This is a genomic window from Pseudomonas sp. NFACC39-1, assembly GCF_900110355.1.
Taxonomy (GTDB): domain Bacteria; phylum Pseudomonadota; class Gammaproteobacteria; order Pseudomonadales; family Pseudomonadaceae; genus Aquipseudomonas; species Aquipseudomonas tehranensis.
The window spans coordinates 92583-116595 of sequence record NZ_FODL01000011.1 but is presented as its reverse complement, the minus strand read 5'-3'; the positions used below and the strand labels follow the sequence as shown (position 1 = coordinate 116595).

The 24013-nt window shown below is 61.2% G+C and carries 23 protein-coding genes; 11 read left to right on the top strand and 12 right to left on the bottom strand.

Going from position 1 to position 24013, the window contains the following annotated elements:
• Window positions 1-121: 121 nt before the first annotated feature.
• Genes BMY45_RS21635 through BMY45_RS21620 form a run of 4 tightly spaced genes read left to right on the top strand, consistent with a single transcriptional unit; the run spans window position 122 to window position 2860 of the window.
• Entirely contained in the window at window positions 122-430 is a 309-nt protein-coding gene (locus tag BMY45_RS21635) for a hypothetical protein (protein WP_047227537.1), read from the top strand.
• Entirely contained in the window at window positions 430-1290 is an 861-nt protein-coding gene (locus tag BMY45_RS21630) for a DUF72 domain-containing protein (RefSeq protein ID WP_092401278.1), read from the top strand. Before BMY45_RS21635 ends, BMY45_RS21630 begins: the two co-directional genes overlap by 1 nt.
• Before the next feature lie 33 nt (window positions 1291-1323).
• A complete protein-coding gene (locus tag BMY45_RS21625; protein WP_092401275.1) occupies window positions 1324-2145 on the top strand; it encodes an isocitrate lyase/PEP mutase family protein in 822 nt (273 codons plus the stop codon).
• A gap of 16 nt (window positions 2146-2161) precedes the next feature.
• The gene (locus BMY45_RS21620) at window positions 2162-2860 is read left to right on the top strand and encodes an extensin-like domain-containing protein (RefSeq protein ID WP_092401272.1); all 699 of its coding nucleotides are present in this window, start codon (window positions 2162-2164) and stop codon (window positions 2858-2860) included.
• 1 nt (window position 2861) lies between these two features.
• Here BMY45_RS21620 and BMY45_RS21615 read toward each other — a convergent pair whose 3' ends face one another.
• Window positions 2862-3482 (bottom strand): energy transducer TonB, encoded by a 621-nt coding sequence (locus BMY45_RS21615; RefSeq protein WP_092401269.1) that lies wholly within the window; start codon window positions 3480-3482, stop codon window positions 2862-2864.
• A gap of 91 nt (window positions 3483-3573) precedes the next feature.
• On the opposite strand from BMY45_RS21615, the gene BMY45_RS21610 reads away from it, so the two are divergent.
• The gene (locus tag BMY45_RS21610) at window positions 3574-4356 is read left to right on the top strand and encodes a class I SAM-dependent methyltransferase (protein WP_092401266.1); all 783 of its coding nucleotides are present in this window, start codon (window positions 3574-3576) and stop codon (window positions 4354-4356) included.
• A gap of 134 nt (window positions 4357-4490) precedes the next feature.
• Here BMY45_RS21610 and BMY45_RS21605 read toward each other — a convergent pair whose 3' ends face one another.
• Window positions 4491-5135, bottom strand: a complete 645-nt coding sequence (locus BMY45_RS21605) for a TetR/AcrR family transcriptional regulator (RefSeq protein WP_092401263.1) — start codon at window positions 5133-5135, stop codon at window positions 4491-4493.
• Between the two features lie 94 nt (window positions 5136-5229).
• Between BMY45_RS21605 and BMY45_RS21600 the strand changes: the two genes are divergently transcribed.
• Together BMY45_RS21600 and BMY45_RS21595 are read left to right on the top strand one after the other, a co-directional pair.
• Window positions 5230-6330: an efflux RND transporter periplasmic adaptor subunit gene (locus BMY45_RS21600; protein WP_092401260.1), complete on the top strand. Its 1101-nt coding sequence runs from the start codon at window positions 5230-5232 to the stop codon at window positions 6328-6330.
• Window positions 6331-6336: 6 nt separating this feature from the next.
• A complete protein-coding gene (locus BMY45_RS21595) occupies window positions 6337-9402 on the top strand; it encodes an efflux RND transporter permease subunit (protein ID WP_092401258.1) in 3066 nt (1021 codons plus the stop codon).
• A gap of 135 nt (window positions 9403-9537) precedes the next feature.
• Here BMY45_RS21595 and BMY45_RS21590 read toward each other — a convergent pair whose 3' ends face one another.
• From BMY45_RS21590 to plsB, 3 genes are read right to left on the bottom strand one after another with little or no spacing between them, the layout of a single operon-like run.
• The gene (locus tag BMY45_RS21590) at window positions 9538-10227 is read right to left on the bottom strand and encodes a DUF4197 domain-containing protein (protein WP_092401255.1); all 690 of its coding nucleotides are present in this window, start codon (window positions 10225-10227) and stop codon (window positions 9538-9540) included.
• Window positions 10228-10260: 33 nt separating this feature from the next.
• The gene (locus BMY45_RS21585; protein WP_047227547.1) at window positions 10261-10659 is read right to left on the bottom strand and encodes a YbaY family lipoprotein; all 399 of its coding nucleotides are present in this window, start codon (window positions 10657-10659) and stop codon (window positions 10261-10263) included.
• Window positions 10660-10711: 52 nt separating this feature from the next.
• The gene (gene plsB, locus BMY45_RS21580; RefSeq protein WP_092401252.1) at window positions 10712-13213 is read right to left on the bottom strand and encodes a glycerol-3-phosphate 1-O-acyltransferase PlsB; all 2502 of its coding nucleotides are present in this window, start codon (window positions 13211-13213) and stop codon (window positions 10712-10714) included.
• A gap of 240 nt (window positions 13214-13453) precedes the next feature.
• Between plsB and BMY45_RS21575 the strand changes: the two genes are divergently transcribed.
• Complete coding sequence (locus tag BMY45_RS21575; protein ID WP_003184959.1) at window positions 13454-13663, top strand: cold-shock protein; 210 nt, start codon at window positions 13454-13456, stop codon at window positions 13661-13663.
• 181 nt (window positions 13664-13844) lie between these two features.
• On the opposite strand, the gene BMY45_RS21570 is transcribed toward BMY45_RS21575, so the two are convergent.
• The 3 genes from BMY45_RS21570 to dapE all read right to left on the bottom strand — a co-directional run bounded on the left by BMY45_RS21570 (window position 13845) and on the right by dapE (window position 16266).
• Entirely contained in the window at window positions 13845-14222 is a 378-nt protein-coding gene (locus BMY45_RS21570; protein ID WP_063322778.1) for a hypothetical protein, read from the bottom strand.
• 83 nt (window positions 14223-14305) lie between these two features.
• Window positions 14306-15115 carry a putative RNA methyltransferase gene (locus BMY45_RS21565; protein ID WP_092401249.1) on the bottom strand — a complete coding sequence of 270 codons (810 nt, stop codon included), beginning with the start codon at window positions 15113-15115 and terminating at the stop codon, window positions 14306-14308.
• Window positions 15115-16266: a succinyl-diaminopimelate desuccinylase gene (dapE, locus tag BMY45_RS21560; protein WP_092401246.1), complete on the bottom strand. Its 1152-nt coding sequence runs from the start codon at window positions 16264-16266 to the stop codon at window positions 15115-15117. The genes BMY45_RS21565 and dapE overlap by 1 nt, the downstream gene beginning before the upstream one ends.
• Window positions 16267-16652: 386 nt before the next feature.
• On the opposite strand from dapE, the gene tcdA reads away from it, so the two are divergent.
• A complete protein-coding gene (gene tcdA, locus BMY45_RS21555; RefSeq protein ID WP_092401243.1) occupies window positions 16653-17471 on the top strand; it encodes a tRNA cyclic N6-threonylcarbamoyladenosine(37) synthase TcdA in 819 nt (272 codons plus the stop codon).
• Between the two features lie 141 nt (window positions 17472-17612).
• On the opposite strand, the gene BMY45_RS21550 is transcribed toward tcdA, so the two are convergent.
• The 4 genes from BMY45_RS21550 to BMY45_RS21535 form a co-directional block, all read right to left on the bottom strand.
• Window positions 17613-18017 carry a SufE family protein gene (locus BMY45_RS21550; protein ID WP_092401240.1) on the bottom strand — a complete coding sequence of 135 codons (405 nt, stop codon included), beginning with the start codon at window positions 18015-18017 and terminating at the stop codon, window positions 17613-17615.
• A complete protein-coding gene (locus tag BMY45_RS21545) occupies window positions 18014-19219 on the bottom strand; it encodes an aminotransferase class V-fold PLP-dependent enzyme (protein WP_092401237.1) in 1206 nt (401 codons plus the stop codon). The genes BMY45_RS21550 and BMY45_RS21545 overlap by 4 nt, the downstream gene beginning before the upstream one ends.
• A gap of 173 nt (window positions 19220-19392) precedes the next feature.
• Window positions 19393-20427 carry a 2,3,4,5-tetrahydropyridine-2,6-dicarboxylate N-succinyltransferase gene (gene dapD / locus BMY45_RS21540; RefSeq protein WP_092401234.1) on the bottom strand — a complete coding sequence of 345 codons (1035 nt, stop codon included), beginning with the start codon at window positions 20425-20427 and terminating at the stop codon, window positions 19393-19395.
• Between the two features lie 32 nt (window positions 20428-20459).
• Window positions 20460-20822 (bottom strand): ArsC family reductase, encoded by a 363-nt coding sequence (locus BMY45_RS21535; RefSeq protein WP_256244164.1) that lies wholly within the window; start codon window positions 20820-20822, stop codon window positions 20460-20462.
• Window positions 20823-21097: 275 nt separating this feature from the next.
• On the opposite strand from BMY45_RS21535, the gene BMY45_RS21530 reads away from it, so the two are divergent.
• Together BMY45_RS21530 and BMY45_RS21520 are read left to right on the top strand one after the other, a co-directional pair.
• Window positions 21098-22744, top strand: coding sequence for a Na+/H+ antiporter (locus tag BMY45_RS21530; RefSeq protein WP_092401231.1), 1647 nt, complete (start codon window positions 21098-21100; stop codon window positions 22742-22744).
• 745 nt (window positions 22745-23489) lie between these two features.
• Window positions 23490-23849 carry a DUF6124 family protein gene (locus BMY45_RS21520; protein ID WP_092401225.1) on the top strand — a complete coding sequence of 120 codons (360 nt, stop codon included), beginning with the start codon at window positions 23490-23492 and terminating at the stop codon, window positions 23847-23849.
• Window positions 23850-24013 lie beyond the last annotated feature (164 nt).

The following is a 24013-nucleotide window of genomic DNA, read 5'->3' as shown; positions in this document are numbered from 1 at the left end:
CGTCATTTTTTCTCCCCGTTTTTAAACCTTTTTGACTTTATGTGCTCTAGTTATCACTTGCGCATTTGCGCGGCTGCGAAAGTGCCGCTAAATTGCCATCATTGATACCGAGCATTCTGTTATGCGTATAGACGGCGTTTCATCCCAGTCCTACCCCATCAAACGCAGGCCTCGTGCCGGCAAAGTTGCTGCGGATGAGTCTTTCGATGACATCGATGGCGAACTGGAATTCCCGTCCGAAGAGCAGCTGGCTGCCCGCGCTGCCAAAGCCTCTGCGCAACGCCTGAGCAATCTGCCGGCCCGTCAGCAAGACATGCTGTATCACCGCGCCATGAGCCGCAGTGTATCCGCGGCCCTGGCCAGCTACCTGAGCACAGCCGGTTTCGTTGATTGGGATATGGAAGTGCTGGGACTCGACCTCTACATCTGATGGGGTTGCCTTACTACCTGGGCTGTCCGTCCTGGAGCGAAAACGCCTGGCGCGATTATCTTTATCCGCAAGACGCCAAAAGCTCCGAATTCCTGAAACTCTATTCTCAAGTGTTCAACGCCGTGGAAGGCAATACGACCTTCTACGCCAGCCCCTCTGCGGCCATCGTTCAGCGCTGGGCCGAGAGCATGCCCGAGCAGTTCCGCTTCACCGCCAAGTTGCCCGGTGACATCAGCCACAACGGCGATTTGCGTGAGCACCTGACGGCCATCGAAACTTTCGTGAAGTTGCTCAGCCCCCTGGGCGAACGGGTTTCACCGTTCTGGTTGCAGTTATCCAAGGCCTTTACCCCGAACCGATTGCCGGAGCTGGCGGGCTTCATCGATGCCTTCGAGCGACCCCTGGCCGTGGAGGTCCGTCACGGTGACTTCTTTGCCAAGGGCGATGCCGAACGGCAGCTCAACCGCCTGCTCCTTGATCGCGGAGTAGAACGCATCTGTCTGGATCCCCGGGCATTGTTCAGTTGCACCTCGACCGATCCAGCCGTGCTCCATGCTCAATCGAAGAAACCGCGCGTACCGCCCCGGCCGACCGCGTTCACCCACTGCCCGCAGGTCCGTTTCATCGGCCATCCGATACTGGAAGCCAACGAACCGTTCCTCACGCCCTGGGTGGAAAAAATCGCCGGGTGGATCGAAGAGGGGCGCACGCCTTATATCTTTCTGCACACCGCCGACAACGTACTGGCGGCCAAACTCGCGCAACACTTTCATAGCCGATTGATGAGCCGTTTGCCTGGCTTGCCGGCCCTGCCTGAGCTATACAGAGAACCCGCCGCCGAGCAACTGGGTTTGCTCTGAGGCGAAAATTTCCTCTGCCAAGGAGTGATTTCCATGGATGCGCAAACCCGTCGAGCCCAGGCGTTCAAAGCCTTGCATGAACGCGAAGGTGCGTTCGTCATTCCCAACCCGTGGGACGCCGGTTCGGCAAAAATGCTTGCCAGCCTTGGCTTCGAGGCCCTGGCCACCACCAGTGCCGGTTACGCTTTTTCCCTGGGACGGCCCGATGGTGCGGCGGGGCTGGATGACACCCTGGCCAATGTCCGGGCGATTGTAGCGGCCACTGACCTGCCCGTGGCGGTCGATCTGGAGAACGGCTTCGCCGATGCCCCCGAGGCGTGCGCCAGCAGCCTGATCCGCGCGGCGCAGGCCGGCGCGGTGGGTGGCTCGATCGAAGATGCCACGGGGCGCGAAGACCGTCCGATCTATGGCTTCGAGCATGCCGTGGTGCGGGTTAAAGCCGCAGCCGACGCGGTGCGCAGTCTGCCGTATCCCTTTGTGCTGACCGCCCGGGCGGAAAACTTCCTCCACGGCAATCCCGATCTGGATGACACGATCCGCCGCCTGAAGGCGTTCGCCGATGCCGGTGCCGACGTGCTGTATGCCCCAGGCTTGAACTCGGCCGAACAGGTGCTCGCGGTGGTCCAGGCGGTGGCGCCGAAACCGGTGAATGTGTTGATGTCCGGGGCGCTGGACCTCACGGTCGCACAGTTGAGCGAGATGGGCGTCAAGCGCATCAGTGTCGGCTCCGCGCTGGCCCTGGCGGCGTATGGCGAGTTCTTCCGTGCCGCCGAGGAAATCCGCGAGCAAGGCTCGTTCACCTTCACCCGTCGTTCGATGCCTTTCAACCAGGCTAACCAGCTCTTCAAGGGTTGAGACCCGAGGCATTGTCGTGCGGGTTTTAAAAGGTCTTACGTTCTTGCTGCTGGTCGTTGGCGTCGCGGTGCTGGGCGTATGGCGCGGCTGGCTGGCGGTGCCACCGCAGTGGAATCCCTGGGCGCCCCTGGACGTCAACGTGCCGCCGAACCTGCTGACCCGATACAAACTCATGGCCCTGCGCAACGATCCGCAACTGTGCGACCAAGCGCTCGCGACCTCGGGGCTACGGGCCACTCGCCAGGCCGACAGCAGTCCCCAGGCCAGTTGCCCGCTGAGCAATGTGCTGAGGGTGCAGGGCGGCGAGGTGGCGTTGAGCAGCGGTTTCCTGGCCAGTTGTCCGCTGGCGGTTGCGTTTGCCTTATTTGAACGGCATGCGCTGCAGCCGGCGGCGCTGGCGACCTATGGGCAGAAAGTGGCGCGGGTCGATCATCTGGGCAGTTTCGCCTGTCGCAACCTGTACGGTCGTGAGAGCGGGGCGCGCAGCCAGCATGCCACGGCCAGTGCGCTGGATATCGCCGGCTTTCGCCTGGCGGACGGTCGCAGCGTGAGCGTGCTCAAGGACTGGCCGAAGGACAACACCCACGCCCAATTTCTGCGCCAGGTGCGCGACGGGGCCTGTGACGTGTTCAATGTGGTCTTGAGCCCGGATTACAACGCGGCGCACCGCAACCATTTTCATCTGGATGTCGGGCCCTGGTGGATTTGCCGTTGATTCAGGCGGCGATGCGCAGGTTCTGCAACACGATCGGGCGTGCCCAGCGGGTATCGAAGTCCAGTTGCTTCTGCTGTGCCACCAACTCCTCTTCCGGGAACGGTGGGAACGGCTTGTCCAGCAGGTCCAGTTCGAATTCGGCAATCGGCAGGTGCAATGGACGTGGCTGAGGCGCTGGGCCCGGTTCTGGCAGCGGTTGGCCGGCGGCAAGAACCAGAGGGCGAACCCAGTTGCTTTCGAAGGTCTGCTGTTTTTGCTGGGTGGCGATTTCTTCCGGCGGGAACGGCGGGAAGGGTTTATCCAGCAGGTCGAGTTCAAATTCAGCGATTGGCAGGAACAGCGGCTCAGGCGGTTTGACTGGGGTTTCTGTCACCTGGCAGTTGCGCTGGCTGACAATGTGCTCGAGCAATTCGGCGCCGAGGGTCGGTTCAACAGCCTCATCGAGGGCGACTGGCTGATAGCTGCCAGGCGCCGGTGCGTTTTCACCCAGTTGATCGGCCAGGGCCCGGGCAAAAAAATCCTGCCACAGGTGACTGACGCCGCTCAGGGCTTGGGTGTTGCGCAGGCTGTAATCGCCGTAAGGGGAGATGACGCCTATCGATGTGGATTGAATGTCTGACATTTTTCTCGGTCGACGCTCAGCTCTGGCAAAATGCCGTTCACCGTTGTTATCGGCCGTTTTTGCCGATCCTTAATTTTTTGAGCATGTTTCCATGAATGAGCAACCTGCGGTCTGCCGCATCCATGTCGAGGCCCTGGCCCCGGCCTTCCAGCTGCAGGCCGAGCACTGGGCACAGCGCCTTGACCTGCCGTTGCAGGTGGACGATGGCGAGTTTGCCTTGCAGGTCGGTGAGCAGGGGCTGCAATTGCAGCAACTGGGGCCGGACGCGCCGGGACCGGTGCGGGTGGACTTCGTCGAAGGAGGCGCGGCTCATCGCCGCTTGTACGGCGGCGGCAGCGGCCAGATGATCGCCAAGGCCGTCGGTGTCGCCCAGGGCGTACGTCCGCGTGTGCTGGATGCCACGGCCGGGTTGGGCAAGGATGCGTTTGTGCTGGCCAGCCTGGGCTGTGAAATGAGCCTGATCGAGCGCCAGCCGCTGATCGGCGCATTGCTTGAGGATGGCCTGGCCCGAGCAGCGGAGGATTTCGATGTGGCGCCGATCGTCGCCCGCATGCGTTTGCTCAAGGGCAACTCCATCGAGGTGATGCGCAACTGGCAGGGCGAGCCGCCCCAGGTGATCTACCTGGACCCGATGTTTCCTCATCGTGAGAAAACGGCCCTGGTGAAGAAGGAAATGCGCCTGTTCCGGCCGCTGGTGGGCGACGACCTGGACGCTCCAGCGCTGCTGGCCGCGGCCCTGGCCCTGGCCACCCACCGGGTTGTGGTCAAGCGCCCGCGCAAGGCACCGTGCATCGAGGGGCCAAAACCCAGTCATGGGCTGGAGGGTAAGTCCAGCCGCTACGATATCTATCCCAAGAAGGCGCTCAAGGCCTGAGATCGCGTCGCCTGCATCGCGAGCAGGCTCGCTCCCACAGCGGATGTGTGTCGGTCACAGAACGGGTGATCAACACCTTACCCTGTGGGAGCGAGCCTGCTCGCGATGAGGCCCGCCCAGTCGACGAAAATCTATCAGCTGATCTGCGGTCGATAAGCCCGCATAAACAACCCCACCACTTCCTCGACATGCGCCTCGGCTGCTGCGGCTTCCAACGGTGCGCCGCAGCCATACAGCAAGCGGAAATTCGCCGCGCCCTTGATCAGGCAGAAGAAGTGTTCCGCCGCATTGCGCGGTTTGTCGATGCTCAGGGCGCCGCTCTGGTTGACCTTGGTCAGCAGCCTTTCCATGCCTGAGAGCATCCGTTGCGGGCCGGCTTCAAAGAAGATCGTCGACAACTGCGGGTCCTGGCTGCCCAAGGCCATGATCAACCGATGCAGGTTCACCGATTCATCGCTGTTGATCAGTTGGTGAAAACCACGGGCAATGTTCAACAACACATGTTCGATCGGCACCCCGTCAGGCCATTCGAAGAAAAGCGGCGGCACTTGCTCTTCGCACTTGGCCACCACGGCAGCGGAAAACAGCGTTTCCTTGTCGTTGAAGTGGCTGTAGACCGTCAGCTTCGACACTCCGGCCTCGGTGGCGACCGCGTCCATGCTGGTGTTGGCATACCCCAGGCTCACGAAGAGTTTTTTTGCCGCGTCGAGGATGGCCTGGCGCTTGGCCAGATCCTTCGGACGGCCTGGGCCGTTGGGAGGTGAAAGATTGTTCGACATTATTCGCTTTTAATACTGGACTGGTGAGTTTGCTATTAATAACATACTCGCCAGTATAATTATTCCAAGCACCATTAGCGAAAGGTCACTCGCCATGTTCCGCTATGCCTTGCCCCTCGCCCTGCCAGTGAGCCTGGTTTTTTTATTGTCTGCGTGTGGTCAGGACGAACCCGTGTCCCTGGCCGTGCGCCCCGCCATGGTGGTGCAGCCAGAGCCTTCGGGCCAAGCGATGGAAAGTTACCCGGGTGAAGTCAGGGCGCGATTCGAGCCAGACCTGGCCTTTCGCATCGGCGGCAAAGTCAGCCGACGACTGGTCGAAGAGGGCCAGCGAGTCAAGGCCAACCAGCCCCTGGCTGAGCTCGATCCCCAGGATGTGCGCCTGCAGCTGGAAGCCACCCGTGCCCAGGTCGCCGCCGCCGAAGCCAACCTGAACCTGGTACGCGCTGAACGTGATCGCTACAAAACCTTGATGGAGCGGCAGATGGTCAGCCGCTCCCAGTATGACAACGCAGAAAACCTCTACCGCTCCGGTGCCGCGCGGCTCAAGCAGATCAAGGCTGAATTCGATGTCGCCAGCAACCAGGCCAGTTACGCGGTGTTGCGCGCGCCTCAGGATGGCGTGGTGGCCCGGCGTTCCGTGGAGGTAGGGCAGGTGGTGTCGGCCGGTCAAACGGTCTTCACCCTCGCCACCGACGGCGAGCGTGAAGTGCTGATCAGCCTGCCGGAGCAGGGCTTTGGCCGGTTCAAGATTGGTCAGCCGGTCTCTGTGGAGTTATGGAGCCAGCCCGATCAGCGTTTCAGCGGACGTATTCGCGAACTGTCGCCAGCCGCCGATCCCAGATCCCGCACCTTCGCCGCTCGCGTTGCCTTCACTGCCGGCAGTGTTCCGGCTGAGTTGGGCCAGAGTGCCCGAGTGTTTATCCAGACCGGCGACCAGGTGTCGCTGTCGGTGCCACTGTCTGCACTCACCGCCGAGAACGGCGCCACTTACGTGTGGGTAGTCAACGGCAATAACACCTTGAAAAAAGCCCCGGTGCGCGTCGGCCCGTTTGGCGAAAAAACCGTTCCGGTGCTTGAAGGGCTGAGCCCCAATGACTGGGTCGTCGCAGCCGGTGTGCACGTGCTCCTCGACGGTCAGCAGGTGCGGCCGGTGGATCGCTCCAACCGCGTGGTCAATCTGGCGGTCAAGGAGTAATTCCCGATGGGCTTCAATCTTTCCGAATGGGCGCTGCGTAACCGCCAGATCGTCCTGTTTCTGATGTTGCTGCTGGCAATCGTCGGCGCGCTTTCCTACACCAAGCTCGGCCAGAGCGAAGACCCGCCGTTTACCTTCAAGGCCATGGTCATTCGCACCAACTGGCCGGGGGCTACGGCCGAGGAGGTGTCTCGCCAGGTCACCGAACGCATCGAAAAGAAACTGATGGAAACCGGCGATTACGAAAGAATCGTCTCGTTCTCCCGCCCGGGCGAATCCCAGGTGACTTTCATGGCTCGCGATTCCCTGCATTCGGCGCAGATTCCCGAGTTGTGGTACCAGATCCGCAAGAAGGTCAGTGACATCCGTCACACCTTACCGCCGGGGATCCAGGGGCCGTTTTTCAACGATGAGTTTGGCACCACCTTCGGCAATATCTATGCGCTGACGGGGGACGGTTTTGACTACGGCGTGCTCAAGGATTACGCCGATCGCATCCAGATCCAACTGCAACGGGTCAAGGATGTGGGCAAGGTCGAGTTGCTGGGCTTGCAGGACGAAAAAATCTGGATCGAACTGTCGAACGTGAAGCTGGCGACTCTCGGCGTGCCGCTGGCGGCAGTCCAGCAGGCGTTGGAAGAGCAGAACGCGATATCGACCGCAGGCTTTTTCGAAACCGGCAGCGAGCGAATCCAGTTACGGGTATCGGGAAACTTTCAGACAGTAGAAGAGATCCGCGACTTCCCCATTCGTGTCGCTGATCGCACGTTCCGTATCGGCGATGTCGCGGATGTGCATCGCGGTTTCAACGATCCGCCAGCCCCGCGCATGCGCTTCATGGCCGAAGATGCCATCGGTCTGGCCGTGGCGATGAAGGACGGCGGCGACATTCTGATTCTGGGCAAGGCCCTGGAGGCCGAGTTTGCCCGTATTCAGAACAACCTGCCGGCCGGCATGCAATTGCGTAAGGTCTCGGACCAGCCGGCGGCGGTGAAAACCGGTGTTGGCGAGTTCGTTCAGGTGCTGGTGGAGGCCCTGACGATCGTGTTGCTGGTGAGCTTCTTCTCCCTCGGGCTGCGGACCGGGATGGTGGTCGCCCTGGCGATTCCGCTGGTGCTGGCGATGACCTTCGCCGCGATGTATTACCTGGGCATCGGCCTGCACAAGATTTCCCTTGGCGCGCTGGTGTTGGCGTTGGGTCTACTGGTGGATGACGCGATCATCGCGGTCGAGATGATGGCGATCAAAATGGAGCAGGGCTTCGACCGAATCAAGGCCGCCAGCTATGCCTGGACCAGCACCGCATTCCCGATGCTCACCGGTACGCTGATCACCGCTGCGGGTTTCCTGCCGATCGCCACAGCGCAGTCAGGCACCGGCGAGTACACCCGTTCGATTTTCCAGGTCGTCACCCTGGCGCTGCTGGCCTCCTGGGTGGCCGCGGTGGTGTTCGTGCCGTATCTGGGGGAGAAACTGCTGCCGGACCTGGCGAAAATTCATGCCGCCAAACACGGCACCGCTGATGGCCAGTTCGACCCCTACGGCACGCCGTTCTACCAGCGTGTCCGGCGCTTGGTGGAGTGGTGCGTGCGGCGGCGCAAAACCGTCATCGTGCTGACCGTGCTGTTATTTGTGGGCTCCGTGGCGCTGTTTCGTTTCGTGCCGCAACAATTCTTCCCGGCCTCGGGGCGACTTGAGCTGATGGTCGACCTGAAGCTGGCCGAAGGCGCGTCCCTGAGCAACACCGCCGAGCAGGTCAAGCGCCTTGAAGCGCTGCTCAAGGACCACGCGGGCATCGACAACTACGTGGCTTATGTCGGCACCGGTTCACCGCGTTTCTACCTGCCGCTGGATCAACAACTGCCGGCACCCAGCTTCGCCCAGTTCGTGGTGCTGGCCAAGACCATCGAAGACCGCGAGCCCCTGCGCAGCTGGTTGATCACTACGTTGAACGAACAGTTCCCGGCCCTGCGCTCGCGGGTCACGCGCCTGGAAAATGGCCCGCCAGTGGGTTATCCGGTGCAGTTTCGCGTGACCGGTGAGCACATCGAACAAGTCCGGGCCCTGGCGCGGAAAGTGGCGACCAAGGTTCGTGAAAACCCCTACGTGGCCAACGTGCATCTGGATTGGGAAGAGCCGAGCAAGGTGGTGTACCTGAATGTCGATCAGGACCGCGCCCGAGCGTTGGGCGTGAGTACGGCTAACCTGGCGAGCTTTTTGCGCAGCTCCCTGACCGGCTCCAGCGTCAGCCAGTACCGGGAAGACAACGAACTGATCGAGATTCTGCTGCGCGGTACGCTGCACGAGCGTAGCGAATTGTCGCTGCTGCCGAGCCTGGCGGTGCCGACCGACAATGGTACAAGCGTTGCGCTGTCGCAGATCGCGACGCTGGAATACGGCTTCGAAGAAGGTGTGATCTGGCACCGCAATCGCCTGCCCAGTGTGACCGTGCGGGCTGATATCTATGGCAAGGAACAACCGGCGAGCCTGGTACAGCAGATCTTCCCGACCCTGGACCCGATTCGCGCCGAGCTGCCGGACGGTTATCTGCTGGAAGTAGGCGGTACGGTAGAGGATGCCGCCCGTGGTCAGGCGTCAGTGAATGCCGGGGTGCCGCTCTTCATCGTCGTGGTGCTGACGTTGCTGATGCTGCAACTGCGCAGTTTCTCCCGCACGGCCATGGTGTTTCTCACCGCGCCCCTGGGGTTGATCGGCGTCACGCTGTTCCTGCTGGTGTTCCGCCAGCCGTTCGGTTTTGTCGCCATGCTGGGCACCATTGCCTTGTCGGGGATGATCATGCGCAACTCGGTGATCCTGGTGGACCAGATCGAACAGGACATCAAGAGTGGGCTCGCGCCGTGGCAGGCGATCATCGAAGCCACTGTGCGACGCTTCCGCCCGATTGTGCTCACCGCGCTGGCGGCGGTGCTGGCGATGATCCCGCTTTCACGCAGCCTGTTCTTTGGCCCGATGGCGGTGGCGATCATGGGCGGGCTGATCGTGGCGACGGCGTTGACGCTGTTGTTCCTGCCGGCGCTGTATGCGGCGTGGTTCAGGGTCAAGAAGACCTGACACGATTCTGATAACGCTGAAGATCGAATGTGGGAGCGAGCCTGCTCGCGATAGCGGAGTATCAGTCAATACAGATGTTATGGCTGATACCGCTATCGCGAGCAGGCTCGCTCCCACAGTGTTTTGTGCTGAGTCTTAGAGCGTTCCAAACACCTTCTTCGCCAAGCTGGTCGCCGCCGCCGCAGGGTTCTGGCGGATGGTGGCTTCCTGTTTACCGATCATCTCGAACAAACCGTCCAGCGCTTGTTCGGTCACGTAGTTTTCGATGTTGGCGCTTTTGGCGTCCAGCACACCGAAGGTGGCCGCCTGGCCTGCGAACGTGTTGTATTTCTGCGCCAGGCCAACCTTGTCGGTGGCTTGCTTGACGATGGGCAGGAACTTGGCGCGAATCTGCTCGCGGCTGCTCTTGTTCAGGTACTGCGTAGCGGAGTCGTTGCCGCCGCTCAAGATCCCCTTGGCATCGCTCACACTCATGTTCTTCACAGCATTGACCAGGATCGGCTGGGCCTGGACCACAGCGGCTTCAGCGGCCTGGTTCATGCTGGTTTCCAGTTGTTCGACTTGATCGCCCATGCCAAAGGCTTTCATCTTGCTGGCGACTTTACCGAGTTTGCCCGGCAGTTCGATCTTCACTTCGGGGTTGTTGCTGAAGCCACCGGGTGTGCCCAGCTGCTTGACCGCTACTTGGGCGCCCTGGGTCAGGGCGTCCTTGAGGCCGCCAGTGGCGTCCTTCTGCGAGAGGTCGGCCAGGGACAGGGCCATGGTGTTGGCGCAGAACAACAGGCCGGCGCACAGGCTGGTGAAACGGAGCGTAGAGCGGAGCATGGCAGCTTCCTTGAAGAAAATTAGAAAGAGAAATCAGCGTGCGGCGTTGACGCGGATCTTCAGCGGCTGTGGATCTTTGCCATCGAGCTGCACGGTGTGTTGTTCGGTGGTGATGAACATCAACTGGCCGTCCACTTCAATGCGCGCGCTCACGGCATAGCGATGGCCGGGTTTGACCTGGGCCGGATCATAGCTGAGGTGAAACGGCAGCGGGACCTGGCCCTTGACCGGACCGCTCTGTTCATCGAGCACCACCGCAGGGGCGTCGGCCAGGGACACATCCTGCAGGCTCACGCTCAAGACAGCGGTGGGCGGCAGGGCGATGCGCTGCAGGTAGAACACTTCACCGTCGAGACTGTTTTTGCTCGCCAGCGGTGCGCTGGAGCAGGCACTGAGTAACGTGGCAACGGCGACGAGAAGAAGCTTTTTCATTGGGGGGCATTTCCATATTGAGGGCGCCAGAGAAAACCTGGCGCCTGTGGGGTCAGTCCGCAGCCACCGGGGTGACCTGATCTGCCGCATCTTCACTGCGATGCAACGCCACCTGACGGATCGACAAACGGATCTCCGCCGGCAGGACGCGCTTGGCCGCACCTTCGGCCAGTTCACCCAGCAGCTCGTGATAGCTTAGCTTGCCCGCTTCGTCCCGGCGCAGTACGTCCAGGTCCAGCATGGTCTGGATGAAATGCCGGAACAGACTCTTGTCGAAGAATTCCGGTGCGTTCAGGCCGTGCAGGATCGACAGGCGCTGGGCCATGACCGTGCAGAGGTCTTCCAGTTCTTCAGCGCTGATGCTGTTCTGGCCGCTGTTGAGCAGCAGGGAGACGGTCATGTAGAAGCGCTGCAAGGTCTGCGCGATGCTCTTGGACAACAGGGTCAGCAGCACGAAATGCCGCGAACTCGGGGCTGGGCGCAGGTACAGGTCTTTTTCGAAACGCAGCAGGCCCTGTTCGACGAACGCGTCGAGCCATTGGTCGACCACGGCGTCCAGTTCTTCCAGTGACCAGCGAATGAACAGCTCCGATTGCAGGTAGGGGTACAAGGCGCGGGTGTAGCGCAGGAGCTGTTCGCGGCTCATGCGCGAGGTGCTCTGGAAGAAACTCGCCAGCAACGCCGGCAGGGCGAAGATGTGCAGCACGTTGTTGCGGTAGTAGGTCATCAGCACCGCGTTCTGCTCGTCCAGATACAGAATCTTGCCCAGGGCATCGCTCTGTTCTGACAGCAAGTGCATGCCTTTGACGTGCTCGATCAGCGCACGCCCATCGCCCTCGGGCAAGGTGGTGTGGGGCGAGTACGGCACTTTGCGCAGCAACGCCAGGTACAGGTCCAGCACCCGGGCCATGGCACGGTCGTCCAGGGCCAGGCGGCTGGTGGACAGCAGCGCCAGGGCGACCAGGTTGACCGGGTTGATGGCCGCCGCTTCGTTCAGGTGTCGGGCCACCCGCTCGCCGAGGCGGTGGGTGGTTGCGTTGAGCCAGGCCGGCTTGAATTGCGGGCCCAGCTCCTGTTGGCGCCAACCCGGCTGTTCGCCGTCGAGAAACTCCGCCAGTTTGATCGGCTCACCGAAGTTCACCGCTACTTGGCCGAAGCGCTGCTTGAGGGCGCCGATAACCTTGAAAATGTCGAAGATCGATTCTTTCTTCTTGCTCGCCCCACGCAGTTCACCCAGGTAGGTGCGGCCTTCCAGGACACGCTCATAGCCGATGTAGACCGGCACGAACACGATGGGCATGCGCGAGGAGCGCAGGAAGCTGCGCAAGGTGATGGCGAGCATGCCGGTCTTGGGTTGCAGCATGCGCCCGGTGCGCGAGCGACCGCCCTCGACGAAATACTCCACCGGGAAGCCTTTGGTGAACAGCGTGTGCAGGTACTCGTTGAATACCGCGGTGTAGAGCGGGTTGCCCTTGAAGGTGCGGCGCATGAAAAACGCCCCGCCCCGACGCAGCAGGCCGCCGATCACCGGCATGTTGAGGTTGATGCCGGCGGCGATGTGCGGAGGGGTCAGGCCGTTGCGAAACAGCAGGTACGACAGCAGCAGGTAGTCGATATGACTGCGGTGGCACGGCACGTAGATGACTTCGTGGCCCTGGGCGACCTTCTGCACGCCTTCGATGTGGTTGACCTTGATGCCGTCGTAGATCTTGTTCCAGAACCAGCTCAGCACCACTTCCAGGAAACGGATCGCGGTGTAGGTGTAGTCCGAGGCGATTTCGTTGCCGTAGCGCAGCGCTTGAGCCTTGGCTTTTTCCGGGGTGATTTTTTCCCGCTCGGCCTCGTCGGCAATCGCCTGTTTGACCAGCGGCTGGTTCAGCAGCCCCTTGACCAGGTTGCGTCGGTGGGAAATGTCGGGGCCAATGACCGCCGCTTTCAAGTTGCGAAAATGCACCCGCAGGATCCGCTGGGTCATGCGCACGGTGCGTTCGTGGCCCTTGTCGTGCTCGATCAGTTCGCGCAAATGGATCGGCGCAGAAAACTGCACGCGGGTCTTGCGTCCCAGGATCATGATGCTCAGCAAGCGCCGCAGGCGGCCAGTGACGGCCCAGCTGTCGGCGAACAATAGCTTCCATGGGCTGGACTCGCTGTCGGGCGACTGCCCCCAGAACACGCTGACCGGGATGATCTGCGCATCTTCGGCAGCGTTGTGGGTCAGGGCATTGACCAGTCGCGTCAGGGTCGGCGGCGCGCCGCGTTTGTCCTGCCGGCCGAGCCAGTCCGGCGCCGGGGTCAGGTAGAAAAACGCCGCCGGTTCCAACAGGTTGCCCACGGACACCGGCAGTACCGGACGGGGCAGGCCAGCCTTGGTGCACTCGGTGTCGAGCACTGCCAGGTCAGTGAGCGAAGGGTTTTGCAGGACGTAGAACACCGGACGACTGCGGTCGAGGTTGAGGGTGAAGGACGACTGGTTGATCGTCTCGGAGCGAACCCAGAGGTACAACAGTCGGCGCAGGGTGCCAAACACAAGACGGCGGAACGGGGAACGGGTCATACGGCTTCTGCATGAGTGGATAAGATAAAGCGGCGGCTAGTGTGCCGGATTCGTCGAAAATCGGCAAAAAAGCGCCGAAGTAAAGTCAGTTGAGAGTTTTTGCGTCTGTCATATACTCGGGCGGCTGACTGCCTCTGCCTTCCTCGTGGACGGCTGGACGGCGGCGAAGATCGTACGGCTTTGCCCTTTGCCGTTAATGGGAAAGGCCGACTTAAAAATAAGAAATGGGAGTGAGCAATCATGGCAGCACGCGAAACCGGCAATGTGAAGTGGTTCAACGACGCCAAAGGCTATGGCTTCATCCAGCGTGAAGGCGGGGCGGATGTATTCGTGCATTACCGCGCGATCCGCGGTGAGGGGCACCGTTCCCTGACGGAAGGCCAGCAGGTCGAGTACGCGGTGGTGGAAGGGCAGAAGGGCTTGCAGGCTGAGGATGTGGTGGGGTTGTAACCCGCGTTCAGGGCTATACAAAACCCATTGTGGGAGCGAGCCTGCTCGCGATAGCGGTGTATCAGGCAAATACATCATTGACTGCCACACCGCTATCGCGAGCAGGCTCGCTCCCACATGGGTTCTGCTTTTACCTTTTTATCTGCGGCGGTCATCGCAATGGTGGCAGGCCCTCAGATAGTTACGCCGTCTTCCAGGTAATCTCTTCTTCCCCATCAACGCTGATGCGAATCCAGCGATCGGCCGATTCCTCACCTTCTTCTTCCACCCACGAGCCGGGCGCGCAGCGCACTTCGACGTTTAGCGCGGCAAAGGCTGCACGGGCGCAGGCAATGTCGTCTTCCCACGGGGTCTGGTCGCTTTCCAGGTACAGGCTGTTCCATTTGCCCACGGCCTTGGGCAGCCAGGTCACCGGGATGTTGCCGGCCTTGCACTTGTAGGTCTGGCCTTTCTGCACCCAGTCGCTGCACGGGCCCAGGGCCTGGCCGAGCCAGGCGGCAATGGCCTTGTGATCGACGTCGGCGTCTTTGAGGTAAATCTCGATATCGGGTTGGCGCATGGATGTCCTCACTGCGGTCTTGAAAAATCCATTCGCGGATTTAACTGGCCTCTGGCGGTTGCCCGAGGCCGGGAATCAAAAGGTTATTGAAGAACGAAATAATCGTAGCGCATCGACACCGTGACCTCGAACGGCTCGGCCTGCTCGATCACGCTGGCGCGGCGTTCGGCACTGGCGCGCCAGCCATGGGGCGTCATCGCCAACAGGTTGGCGCGGTCCTGGGCACTTGTGAGCATGAGCTTGAATTCGAGGGTTTCGCTGTGATCGAGCACCATGCCCGCCGGCACCAGGGCCAGGTGTTTGTCATCGGTGTACTGGCGCACTTCGTCGTACAGCCGTTCGCGCAACTCCATCAGGTGGCCGCTGGTCGGGCCCACCTTCATCAAGCCGCCACCGGGGCTGAGCAGGCGTTTGGCCTCTTGCCAGTCCAGCGGGCTGAACACGCTGGCCAGGAACTGGCAGCAGCCGTCCGCCAGCGGTACGCGGGCCATGCTGGCGATCAACCAGGTCAGCCGGGGATCGCGTTTGCAGGCGCGTTTGACCGCTTCCCGGGAGATGTCCAGGGCGTAGCCATCGGCATCCGGCAAGGCGTCGGCAATCTGTGCGGTGTAATAGCCCTCGCCACAGCCGATGTCCAGCCAGCGACTGGGCGCGCGCTCGGCGGCCAGTTCGGCCAGACGCCGGGCGACAGGGGCGTAATGCCCAGCGTTGAGGAAGTCGCGGCGGGCTTCGACCATCGCCTGATTATCGCCGGGATCACGGCTGTTCTTGTGCTGCACCGGCAGCAGGTTCAGGTAACCCTGCCGCGCGCGGTCGAAGCGATGGCCGGCCGGGCACACCACGCCGTTGTCCACGGCGTTCAGCGGTTCACTGCAGATCGGACAGGCGAGCATCAGGCGAGCAACTTGATCAGCGTCTTGTAGTAGATCTCGGTCAGCACGTCGAGGTCAGCCGCCAGCACGCGTTCGTTGACCTGGTGAATGGTCGCGTTGACCGGCCCCAGTTCCACCACTTGGGTGCCCATGGTGGCGATGAAACGACCATCGGAGGTGCCACCGCTGGTGGAGGCTTTTGTTTCGCGGCCGGTGACGTCCTTGATGCTCGACGAAACGGCGTCCAGTAGCGCGCCCGGTTCGGTGAGGAACGGCAGACCTGACAACGCCCAATCGATGTGCCAGTCCAGTTGATGCTTGTCGAGGATATCGGCGACGCGTTTTTGCAAGCCTTCGACGGTGGACTCGGTAGAGAAGCGGAAGTTGAACACCGCCACCAGGTCGCCGGGGATCACGTTGGTTGCGCCAGTGCCGGAGTTGAGGTTGGAAATCTGGAAACTGGTGGGCGGGAAGAAGTCGTTGCCGTGGTCCCAGTGCTCGGCGGCCAACTCTGCCAGCGCTGGAGCCGCCAGGTGGATGGGGTTCTTCGCCAGGTGCGGATAGGCCACGTGGCCTTGCTTGCCGCGCACCGTCAGTTTGGCGCCGAGGGAGCCACGGCGGCCGTTCTTGACCACGTCACCCACCAGGGTGGTGCTCGACGGCTCGCCGACGATGCACCAGTCCAGGCGTTCCTGGCGGGCCTTGAGGCGCTCGACCACGGCCTTGGTGCCGTGGTGGGCCGGGCCTTCTTCGTCGCTGGTGATCAGAAAGGTGATCGAGCCCTTGTGGTCCGGGTAGTCGGCGACAAACCGTTCCGCTGCCACCACCATCGCCGCCAGGCTGCCTTTCATGTCTGCCGCGCCACGGCCACAGAGCATGCCGTGTTCATCGATGACCGCATCGAACGGGTCGAGCTGCCAGGCCTGTACTGGACCGGTCGGCACCACGTCGGTGTGCCCGGCGAAACACAGCACCGGGCCGTCATGCTTGCCATGGCTGGCCCAGAAGTTATCCACATCCTCGATGCGCATCGGTTCGAGCGTAAAGCCCGCGCTGCCCAGGCGCTGCATCATCAGTTTCTGGCAATCGGCATCCACCGGCGTCACGGACGGACGGCGGATCAGGTCGCAGGCGAGTTGCAGGGTCGGCGAGAGGTCGGCGTGGGCCGTCATGGAGAACTCCGAAAGCATGGAATAAAGGCGCGGACCTGTGGGAGCGGGCTTGCTCGCGAAGGCGGTGTGTCAGTAGCGAAGGTATTGCCTGACACCCCGCTTTCGCGAGCAAGCCCGCTCCCACAGATCCTGAGGTCAGCCATTGGGTTGTATTTGGCCAAGGCTCACAAAATGGCGGTTATCTTATAGCAAAACGACCCCCATGGGCCCCTGGTGCTGGTCAGTTGGAACACGAAACCTGTGGGAGCGAGCCTGCTCGCGCTGCGGTGGATCGGTCGACATTGATATTGACTGAACTGAAGCCATCGCGAGCAGGCTCGCTCCTACAGAGGTTTTGCTTAAATTGTTACGACAAAGCCCTATAATGCGCGCCGGTTTTTGGGGTAATGGTCATGAGTACAGAAGATCCACGGTTTGCCGGTATCGCCCGTTTGTATGGCATCGAAGGCCTGGAGCGCCTGCGGGCGGCCCATGTGGCGATTGTCGGGGTGGGCGGCGTTGGTTCCTGGGCGGCGGAAGCCATCGCTCGGTGCGGCGTGGGTGAGATCTCCCTGTTCGACCTGGACGATGTCTGCGTCAGCAATGCCAACCGTCAACTGCATGCCCTGGACAGCACCGTCGGTAAACCCAAGGTCGAGGTGATGGCCGAGCGCCTGCGCGGCATCAACCCCGACTGCACGGTGCATGCCGTGGCGGATTTCGTCACCCGCGACACCATGGCCGAATACATCACGCCGAACATTGACTGCGTGATCGATTGCATCGACAGCGTCAACGCCAAGGCGGCGCTGATCGCCTGGTGCAAGCGCCGCAAGATCCAGATCATCACCACCGGTGGCGCGGGCGGGCAGATCGACCCGACGCTGATCCAGGTCTGCGACCTGAACCGCACGTTCAACGATCCGCTGGCCTCGAAAGTGCGTTCTACCTTGCGCCGCGACTACGGTTTTTCCCGCACGGTGACCCGCCACTACAGCGTGCCCTGCGTGTTCTCGACCGAACAACTGCGCTACCCCAAACCCGACGGCAGCATTTGCCTGCAGAAGAGTTTCGTCGGCGATGGCGTCAAGCTCGACTGCGCTGGTGGATTTGGCGCGGTGATGATGGTCACGGCGACGTTCGGCATGGTCGCGGCGACCAAGGCTGTGGATAAGATTGTGGCGGGTGTTCGGCGTCCGGCTGACAGGATCAAGCCTGGGCAGTGAGCGCTTTATGTGGCGAGGGGATTTATCCCCGCTGGGCTGCGAAGCAGCCCTCAAACCTAACAATGCGCTGTGTCAGACAGCTTGAGTTGACTGCTTTAGGGCTGCTTCGCAGCCCAACGGGGATAAATCCCCTCGCCACAATCATTGAGTCAACTCAAGCATCCGCTTCAACACCGCATTCAAACCATTGCTACGCGACGGCGACAGCTGCCGGGACAATCCCAGCTGGTTGAACCAATCCGGTAAATCCACCTGACGCAACTCCACGGCAGACAACCCATTGACCCGCGCCAGCAGCAACGCCACCAGCCCTCGGATCAATCGCGCATCGCTGCTGGCGCAAAACTGCCAGTGCCCTTCATGCAAGCGACCCACCAGCCATACCTGACTCTCACAGCCGTGGACGAGATTGGCATCGCATTTGTCCGCATCACTCAAGGGCGCTAGACGCTCGCCCCATTGCATCAGCAGCCGGGCGCGCTGTTCCCAACCCGATGCGTCCTGAAAAACTTGCAGCGCTGTGGCCGCGTCGGCCGGCAGGTTCATCGGAGCACCTCCAGGGCCTGGTCCAGCGCTTCGAAGAAGCGTTCGATATCGGCGGAGTCGTTGTACAGCGCCAGCGACACGCGAATCGCCCCCGACAGCTTCAGATGCTTGAACAGCGGCATGGCGCAGTGATGCCCGGCGCGTACAGCGATGCCTTGTTCGGTCAGCAAGTGGGCCAGGTCAGCGTTGTGCACGCCTTCGACCACGAAGCTGACCAGGGCCAGGCTCGGCTTGCCCACCAGGCGGACGCCGTTGCGCGCCAGCAGCCCGTGGAGCAGGTAGTCATGCAATGCAGTTTCATGGTCGCTGACAGCCTGCTGGTCGAGGCCGGACAGGTAGTCGAGGGTCGCGCCCAGGCCGATCACACTGGCAATCGGCGGCGTGCCGGCTTCGAAGCCCAGTGGCGCAGGACGGAACGTGGCGCTGTGGTAGTCGGCTTGTTGCACCATCTCGCCGCCGAACTGCCAATGACGCAGTTGATGAAGCGCGTCGGTGCGGCCGAACAACACGCCCAGTCCTTCGGGGCCATAGAGCTTGTGGCTGGAAAATACATAAAAGTCGCAGCCCAGTGCCTCCACATCGTGACGGCCATGAACCACGCCCTGGGCGCCATCGATCACCGTCAGCGCGCCCTGGGCCTTGGCCAGGGCCAATAGCGCTGGTAAGGGCTGCCAAGTACCCAGCACGTTGGACAACTGGCTCACTGCCAGCAGGCGCGTACGTGGGCCGATCAGTTCGGCGGCGGCGCTGATATCGATCACCCCGTCGGCATCCAGCGGCAGCACCACCAGCGTCAGCGCACGACGCTCGGCCAGTTGTTGCCACGGCAGCAGGTTGGCGTGGTGTTCCAGGGCGCTGATGACGATTTCATCGCCCGGATTGAACAGATGTTCCAGCCCATAGGCCAGAAGATTCAGCGCCGAAGTGGCGCCATGGGTGAAGACGATTTGCCCGCAATCCCCTGCATTGAGCCATTGCGACACTTTGAGTCGGCTGTCTTCGAAGGCCTGGGTCGCATGGGCGCCCGGCAGATGCTGCGCGCGGTGCACGTTGGCCGCGCCATTGGCATAGTAATGCGCCAGAGCGTCCAGTAGGGCCTGGGGTTTTTGCGTGGTGGCGGCGTTGTCCAGGTAGGTCTGGCCTTGCCGTTGCAAGGCGGCGATGGCCGGGAAGTCGGCGCGCCAGGGAGAGGGAATCAACATGCTTTCGGGCCCTGCTGGAGTTACGCCGGACCTTGTGGGAGCGGGCTTTTTTGGGGGAGCCGAGCTTGTTCGCGATGGCAGCGACACGGTTTAACTGCAAGACCGCGTCATCGTTCATCGCGAGCAAGCTCGGCTCCCACACAGGCTCGCCCCCACAAGTGGTGGTGTGAAGCTTAGTTGTGGGCGTGCAGTGCTTCGTTCAGCTCGATGGCCGATTTATGGGTTTTGCATTCCACCGCGCCGGTCTCCGAGTTGCGGCGGAACAGCAGATCGGGCTGGCCGGCCAGTTCGCGGGCCTTGACCACCTTGACCAACTGGTTGTTCTCGTCCAGCAGCGCCACCTTGGTGCCGGCGGTCACGTACAGGCCCGACTCCACGGTGTTGCGATCGCCCAGCGGGATACCGATGCCGGCGTTGGCGCCGATCAGGCAGCCTTCGCCGACCTTGATCACGATGTTGCCGCCGCCCGACAGGGTGCCCATGGTGGAGCAACCGCCACCCAGGTCCGAGCCTTTGCCGACGAACACGCCTGCCGAGACACGACCTTCGATCATGCCCGGGCCTTCGGTGCCGGCGTTGAAGTTGACGAAACCTTCGTGCATCACCGTGGTGCCTTCGCCCACGTAGGCGCCCAGGCGGATCCGCGCGGCATCGGCGATACGCACGCCGGCCGGGACCACGTAGTCAGTCATTTTCGGGAACTTGTCCACCGAGAACACTTCCAGCAACTCGCCGCGCAGACGGGCTTCGAGCTGGTGCTCGGCCAGTTCGCTCAGGTCGATTGCGCCCTGGCTGGTCCAGGCCACGTTCGGCAGCAGCGGGAAAATGCCGGTCAGGTTCAGGCCGTGAGGCTTGACCAGGCGGTGGGACAACAGATGCAGCTTGAGGTAGGCCTCGGGCGTGGAGCTCAGTTGTGCGTCTTCAGCCAGCAGGGTGGCGACCAGCGGCTTGTGGCTCTCGGCCAGGCGGGTCAGCAATGCGGCTTGCGCGGCATCGACGCCCTTGAGCGCGTCAGCCAGTTGCGAGGCCTGGGCGGTGGTGAAGGTGATGGCCTGGTTGCCTTCGCTATAGCCCAGAATCGGCGCGATGGCCTTGACGATCTCGGCCGAAGGGTTGAGCAATGGTTGGGCGTAGAACACTTCCAGCCAGGTGCCTTGACGGTTTTGCGTGCCGACACCGAAGGCCAGGCTGAACAGAGTACTGGACATGAAATTACCTCTACAAAATGGACTGGGCAGGCTTACTTGATCTCTGCCGCATAAATATCTGGCTTGAAGCCAATCAGGGTTCGGTCACCGAGATCAAGCACCGGGCGCTTGATCATCGAGGGTTGGGCGAGCATCAGTTCGATGGCTTTCGTCTGGTCGAGATCGGCTTTGCGTTCGTCGTCGAGTTTGCGAAAGGTCGTACCGGCACGGTTCAACACCACTTGCCAGCCATGCTCGTTGCACCATTGGGTCAGGTGCTCACGGTCAATGCCGACGGTTTTGTAATCGTGAAAGTCATAGTTGACAGCGTGTTCATCGAGCCAGGTGCGCGCCTTTTTCATCGTGTCACAGGCTTTGATGCCGAAAAGGTGCAACGTTTTGCTTGAATCGGTCAAGGAATTGCCCCCTTTGCAGGTGCTGGAAATAAAAGGTGAAGGATTATGCCATGACCGGACAGTTGTGGGAGCGAGGCTTGCCCGCGATGAACGATAACGCGGTCTTCTGGCAGACCGAGGTGTTTTCATCGCGAGCAAGCTTTGCTCCCACAGCTTGCTCACTAAAGAGCTGCTGCGACATAGGTGTAACGGCCAAGTTAATGCTAGGCGGTTAATATGGCACTTCAACGGCAAGCTGTTGCCGGATGTGTGTGGCTGTAATTGGAAACCGTTTTATGCAAAGCGCTTATACCGTCCTGATCCTGTTAACGCTGGTGAGTGTGTCGCGGCTGATCGGACGGTTGGTCCCGCTGCCGTTGCCCTTGGTGCAGATCGGCGCAGGGGCGTTGCTGGCCTGGCCCTCCCTGGGGTTGCATGTAACGCTTAACCCGGAGTTGTTTCTGTTTTTGTTCCTGCCGCCTCTGCTGTTCTCCGACGGCTGGCGCATGCCCAAACGCGAATTCTGGCGCCTGCGCGGACCGATCCTGACGTTGGCGGTGGGGCTGGTGCTGTTTACGGTAGTGGGCGCCGGTTATTTCATTCACTGGCTGCTGCCGAGTATCCCGCTGCCGGTGGCGTTTGCCCTGGCGGCGGTGCTGTCGCCGACCGACGCGGTGGCAGTGTCGGCGATTGCCCGCGATCGGCTGCCCGGGCCCCTGATGCATATGCTCCAAGGCGAAGCGCTGATGAACGACGCCTCGGGCCTGGTGACGTTCAAATTTGCCTTGGCGGCGGCTATTACCGGCGTGTTTTCCCTCGCTAACGCCAGTCTGGCCTTCGTGCTGGTGGCAATCGGCGGTCTGCTGGTCGGCGTGGCCTTGAGCTGGCTGGTGGGGCGTTTGCGCGCCTGGATGGTCGCCCGGGGCTGGGACGACCCGGCGACCCATGTGGTGTTCATGTTGCTGTTACCTTTCGCCGCGTATGTGCTGGCCGAGCGGTTGGGTGCATCAGGCATTCTCTCGGCGGTGGCGGCCGGGATGATGCAGAGCTGGCTTGATCTGCTGCCGCGTCAGACGGGCACACGGCTGCTCAATCGCAGTGTCTGGTCATTGCTGGAGTTTGCCTTCAACGGCTTGATCTTCCTGCTGCTGGGCTTGCAATTACCGGACATCGTCAAGGCGGTGACCAGCCACGAAGCCACGTTGTGGCCGACGCTGTTCTACCGCTGCCTGGACGTGGTGGCGATTTTCCTGGTGTTGCTGGTGCTGCGGTTTGTCTGGGTGCAAAGCATCTGGCGTCTGTCTGGGTGGTTGCGCCGTTGGCGTGGCAAGGGCGAGCTGACTTTGGTGCCGACTGCGCGCTCCTGCTGGTTGCTGACCTTCGGCGGCGTACGCGGTGCAGTGACGCTGGCGGGCGTGATGTCGGTGCCGTTGCTGTTGGGCGCGGGGGGTGTGTTTCCCGAACGAGACTTGCTGATCTTCATTGCCGCCGGGGTCATTCTGCTGTCGTTGATTGCGGCCTGCATCGCCCTGCCTCTGCTGCTACGGGGCATCGAGAAGAGCCCCGACGACAAGCGCCGCAACGAAGTTCGCGATGCCTGGCGCAAAACCGCTGAAGCGGCGATCCATGCACTGGAAGTGGAGGAATCGACCGAGGCGACCAGTACCCCGGATGCAGCACAGGCGGCGCTGGCGGCCGAGGTCAAGGCGCGGTTGATGTCTGAGTATCGTCATCAGCTCGACGTATTCAACGACTCCGCCGAAGCCCAGGCGTTGGCATTCGAGATGGACCTGCTGGAGCGCCGGCTGCGCCTGAAGGCTTTTCGGGCGCAGCGCCTGGAGTTGTATCGCCTTAGTCGTCATCACCAGATTGGCGATGATGTGCTGCGTGAGGTGCTGGGGGAGTTGGATCTGGCGGAGGCGAATTTGGGGTTGGGTAAATAGTAATGATGCGCAGGACATATTGTGGCGAGGGGATTTATCCCCGCTGGGCTGCGAAGCAGCCCTAAAATCTAACAACGCGTTGTGTCAGACAGCTTAAATTGACTGCTTTGGGACTGCATCGCAGCCCAGCGGGGATAAATCCCCTCGCCATAGGAGAGATCACCACCACCTTGCGGACCTTCAGCATTTCAGGCGCAACAAAGCCCCGCGTGAAGTCGCAAAGAAGAACATCGCCTTGCTTGGGATGGTAATAAAGAGGCATTCCTTATCCTCATAAAAAAGCAAAGCCGCCCGAAGGCGGCTTCAATCGACACGCAGTTGAGCTTGCTTCGCCCTTTCTGCGCCGCTGGGTCAACCTCGAGAGGGACCCAGACTCCTGCCAGCTTTCGCTGGTGACGGGGAGGATTATGGCTACAGGGGATAGCGAATTCAAGCCAGCTTGAACCTTCGTAACAGGGTTGAATGAGATCTTTCGGTGTACAAAGTAAGCAAAATCAACGGCTTGGCGTTCGCGGTAGGTTTTATGTCTTTTCTTTTCTGATCAGACATACCGCGGTCTGTCAGACGCACCGAAGTTTCCGACAAGTTTTTAAGGTTGTCCGTCGGAAGCGAGGGCTCTAGCCTCTGGGTGTCGCTGCCAATTCAGCGACCGGACGTGAGAATCCGAACATCCTCTAGGAGCACTGGCTTCTGCACAATCCAAGTGCAGGGCTTACATCTTCAGCTCTAGGGAGCAAGCAATTCGATGAACAAAGAACCCCAAAATCCACCAAAACCTGCCTCTACTTTCCCTTATGGCGATTACGCCCCCGAAAAGCTGCAAGAGGCCGCTGACCGTGTGCTGGATCAATACCTCAAACCCGACGACAGCAAGCCAGAACCCAAGCCTTCAGTACATCTGTTCACTGTGGCTGAAGGTATCGACACCGAAGTGTTGCTGGCCAACCTCAGTGAAACCCTGGCTTCGGCCAATGCAATGCTCAACGACCTTGCCTTCGATCAGGACGGCTCGCGACGACATGTAGCATTGGGAGTGGCCCAGATGATTGAGTTGGGGATGTTGTTGGCGAACAAGTGCCTGGATCGGGTAGAGCTTCGGACTTGATGCAATAAGTGCCGGCCTCATCGCGAGCAAGCTTTGCTCCCACAGGGACTGATGTTGATCACAAGTCCTGTGAGCAACACAAATTCACTGTGGGAGCGAGCCTGCTCGCGATAAATCGAAAGACCAACACATAATCCCAGTGAACACAGAGCCCTATGTGGCGA

What these genes read in the sequence shown, in the direction of transcription:
- BMY45_RS21635 (WP_047227537.1), top strand. Translation starts at nt 122, where the DNA reads ATGCGTATAGACGGCGTTTCATCCCAGTCCTACCCCATCAAACGCAGG.
- BMY45_RS21630 (WP_092401278.1), top strand. Translation starts at nt 430, where the DNA reads ATGGGGTTGCCTTACTACCTGGGCTGTCCGTCCTGGAGCGAAAACGCC.
- BMY45_RS21625 (WP_092401275.1), top strand. Translation starts at nt 1,324, where the DNA reads ATGGATGCGCAAACCCGTCGAGCCCAGGCGTTCAAAGCCTTGCATGAA.
- BMY45_RS21615 (WP_092401269.1), bottom strand. Translation starts at nt 3,482, where the DNA reads ATGTCAGACATTCAATCCACATCGATAGGCGTCATCTCCCCTTACGGC.
- BMY45_RS21610 (WP_092401266.1), top strand. Translation starts at nt 3,574, where the DNA reads ATGAATGAGCAACCTGCGGTCTGCCGCATCCATGTCGAGGCCCTGGCC.
- BMY45_RS21605 (WP_092401263.1), bottom strand. Translation starts at nt 5,135, where the DNA reads ATGTCGAACAATCTTTCACCTCCCAACGGCCCAGGCCGTCCGAAGGAT.
- BMY45_RS21600 (WP_092401260.1), top strand. Translation starts at nt 5,230, where the DNA reads ATGTTCCGCTATGCCTTGCCCCTCGCCCTGCCAGTGAGCCTGGTTTTT.
- BMY45_RS21595 (WP_092401258.1), top strand. Translation starts at nt 6,337, where the DNA reads ATGGGCTTCAATCTTTCCGAATGGGCGCTGCGTAACCGCCAGATCGTC.
- BMY45_RS21590 (WP_092401255.1), bottom strand. Translation starts at nt 10,227, where the DNA reads ATGCTCCGCTCTACGCTCCGTTTCACCAGCCTGTGCGCCGGCCTGTTG.
- BMY45_RS21585 (WP_047227547.1), bottom strand. Translation starts at nt 10,659, where the DNA reads ATGAAAAAGCTTCTTCTCGTCGCCGTTGCCACGTTACTCAGTGCCTGC.
- plsB (WP_092401252.1), bottom strand. Translation starts at nt 13,213, where the DNA reads ATGACCCGTTCCCCGTTCCGCCGTCTTGTGTTTGGCACCCTGCGCCGA.
- BMY45_RS21575 (WP_003184959.1), top strand. Translation starts at nt 13,454, where the DNA reads ATGGCAGCACGCGAAACCGGCAATGTGAAGTGGTTCAACGACGCCAAA.
- BMY45_RS21570 (WP_063322778.1), bottom strand. Translation starts at nt 14,222, where the DNA reads ATGCGCCAACCCGATATCGAGATTTACCTCAAAGACGCCGACGTCGAT.
- BMY45_RS21565 (WP_092401249.1), bottom strand. Translation starts at nt 15,115, where the DNA reads ATGCTCGCCTGTCCGATCTGCAGTGAACCGCTGAACGCCGTGGACAAC.
- dapE (WP_092401246.1), bottom strand. Translation starts at nt 16,266, where the DNA reads ATGACGGCCCACGCCGACCTCTCGCCGACCCTGCAACTCGCCTGCGAC.
- tcdA (WP_092401243.1), top strand. Translation starts at nt 16,653, where the DNA reads ATGGTCATGAGTACAGAAGATCCACGGTTTGCCGGTATCGCCCGTTTG.
- BMY45_RS21550 (WP_092401240.1), bottom strand. Translation starts at nt 18,017, where the DNA reads ATGAACCTGCCGGCCGACGCGGCCACAGCGCTGCAAGTTTTTCAGGAC.
- BMY45_RS21545 (WP_092401237.1), bottom strand. Translation starts at nt 19,219, where the DNA reads ATGTTGATTCCCTCTCCCTGGCGCGCCGACTTCCCGGCCATCGCCGCC.
- dapD (WP_092401234.1), bottom strand. Translation starts at nt 20,427, where the DNA reads ATGTCCAGTACTCTGTTCAGCCTGGCCTTCGGTGTCGGCACGCAAAAC.
- BMY45_RS21530 (WP_092401231.1), top strand. Translation starts at nt 21,098, where the DNA reads ATGCAAAGCGCTTATACCGTCCTGATCCTGTTAACGCTGGTGAGTGTG.
- BMY45_RS21520 (WP_092401225.1), top strand. Translation starts at nt 23,490, where the DNA reads ATGAACAAAGAACCCCAAAATCCACCAAAACCTGCCTCTACTTTCCCT.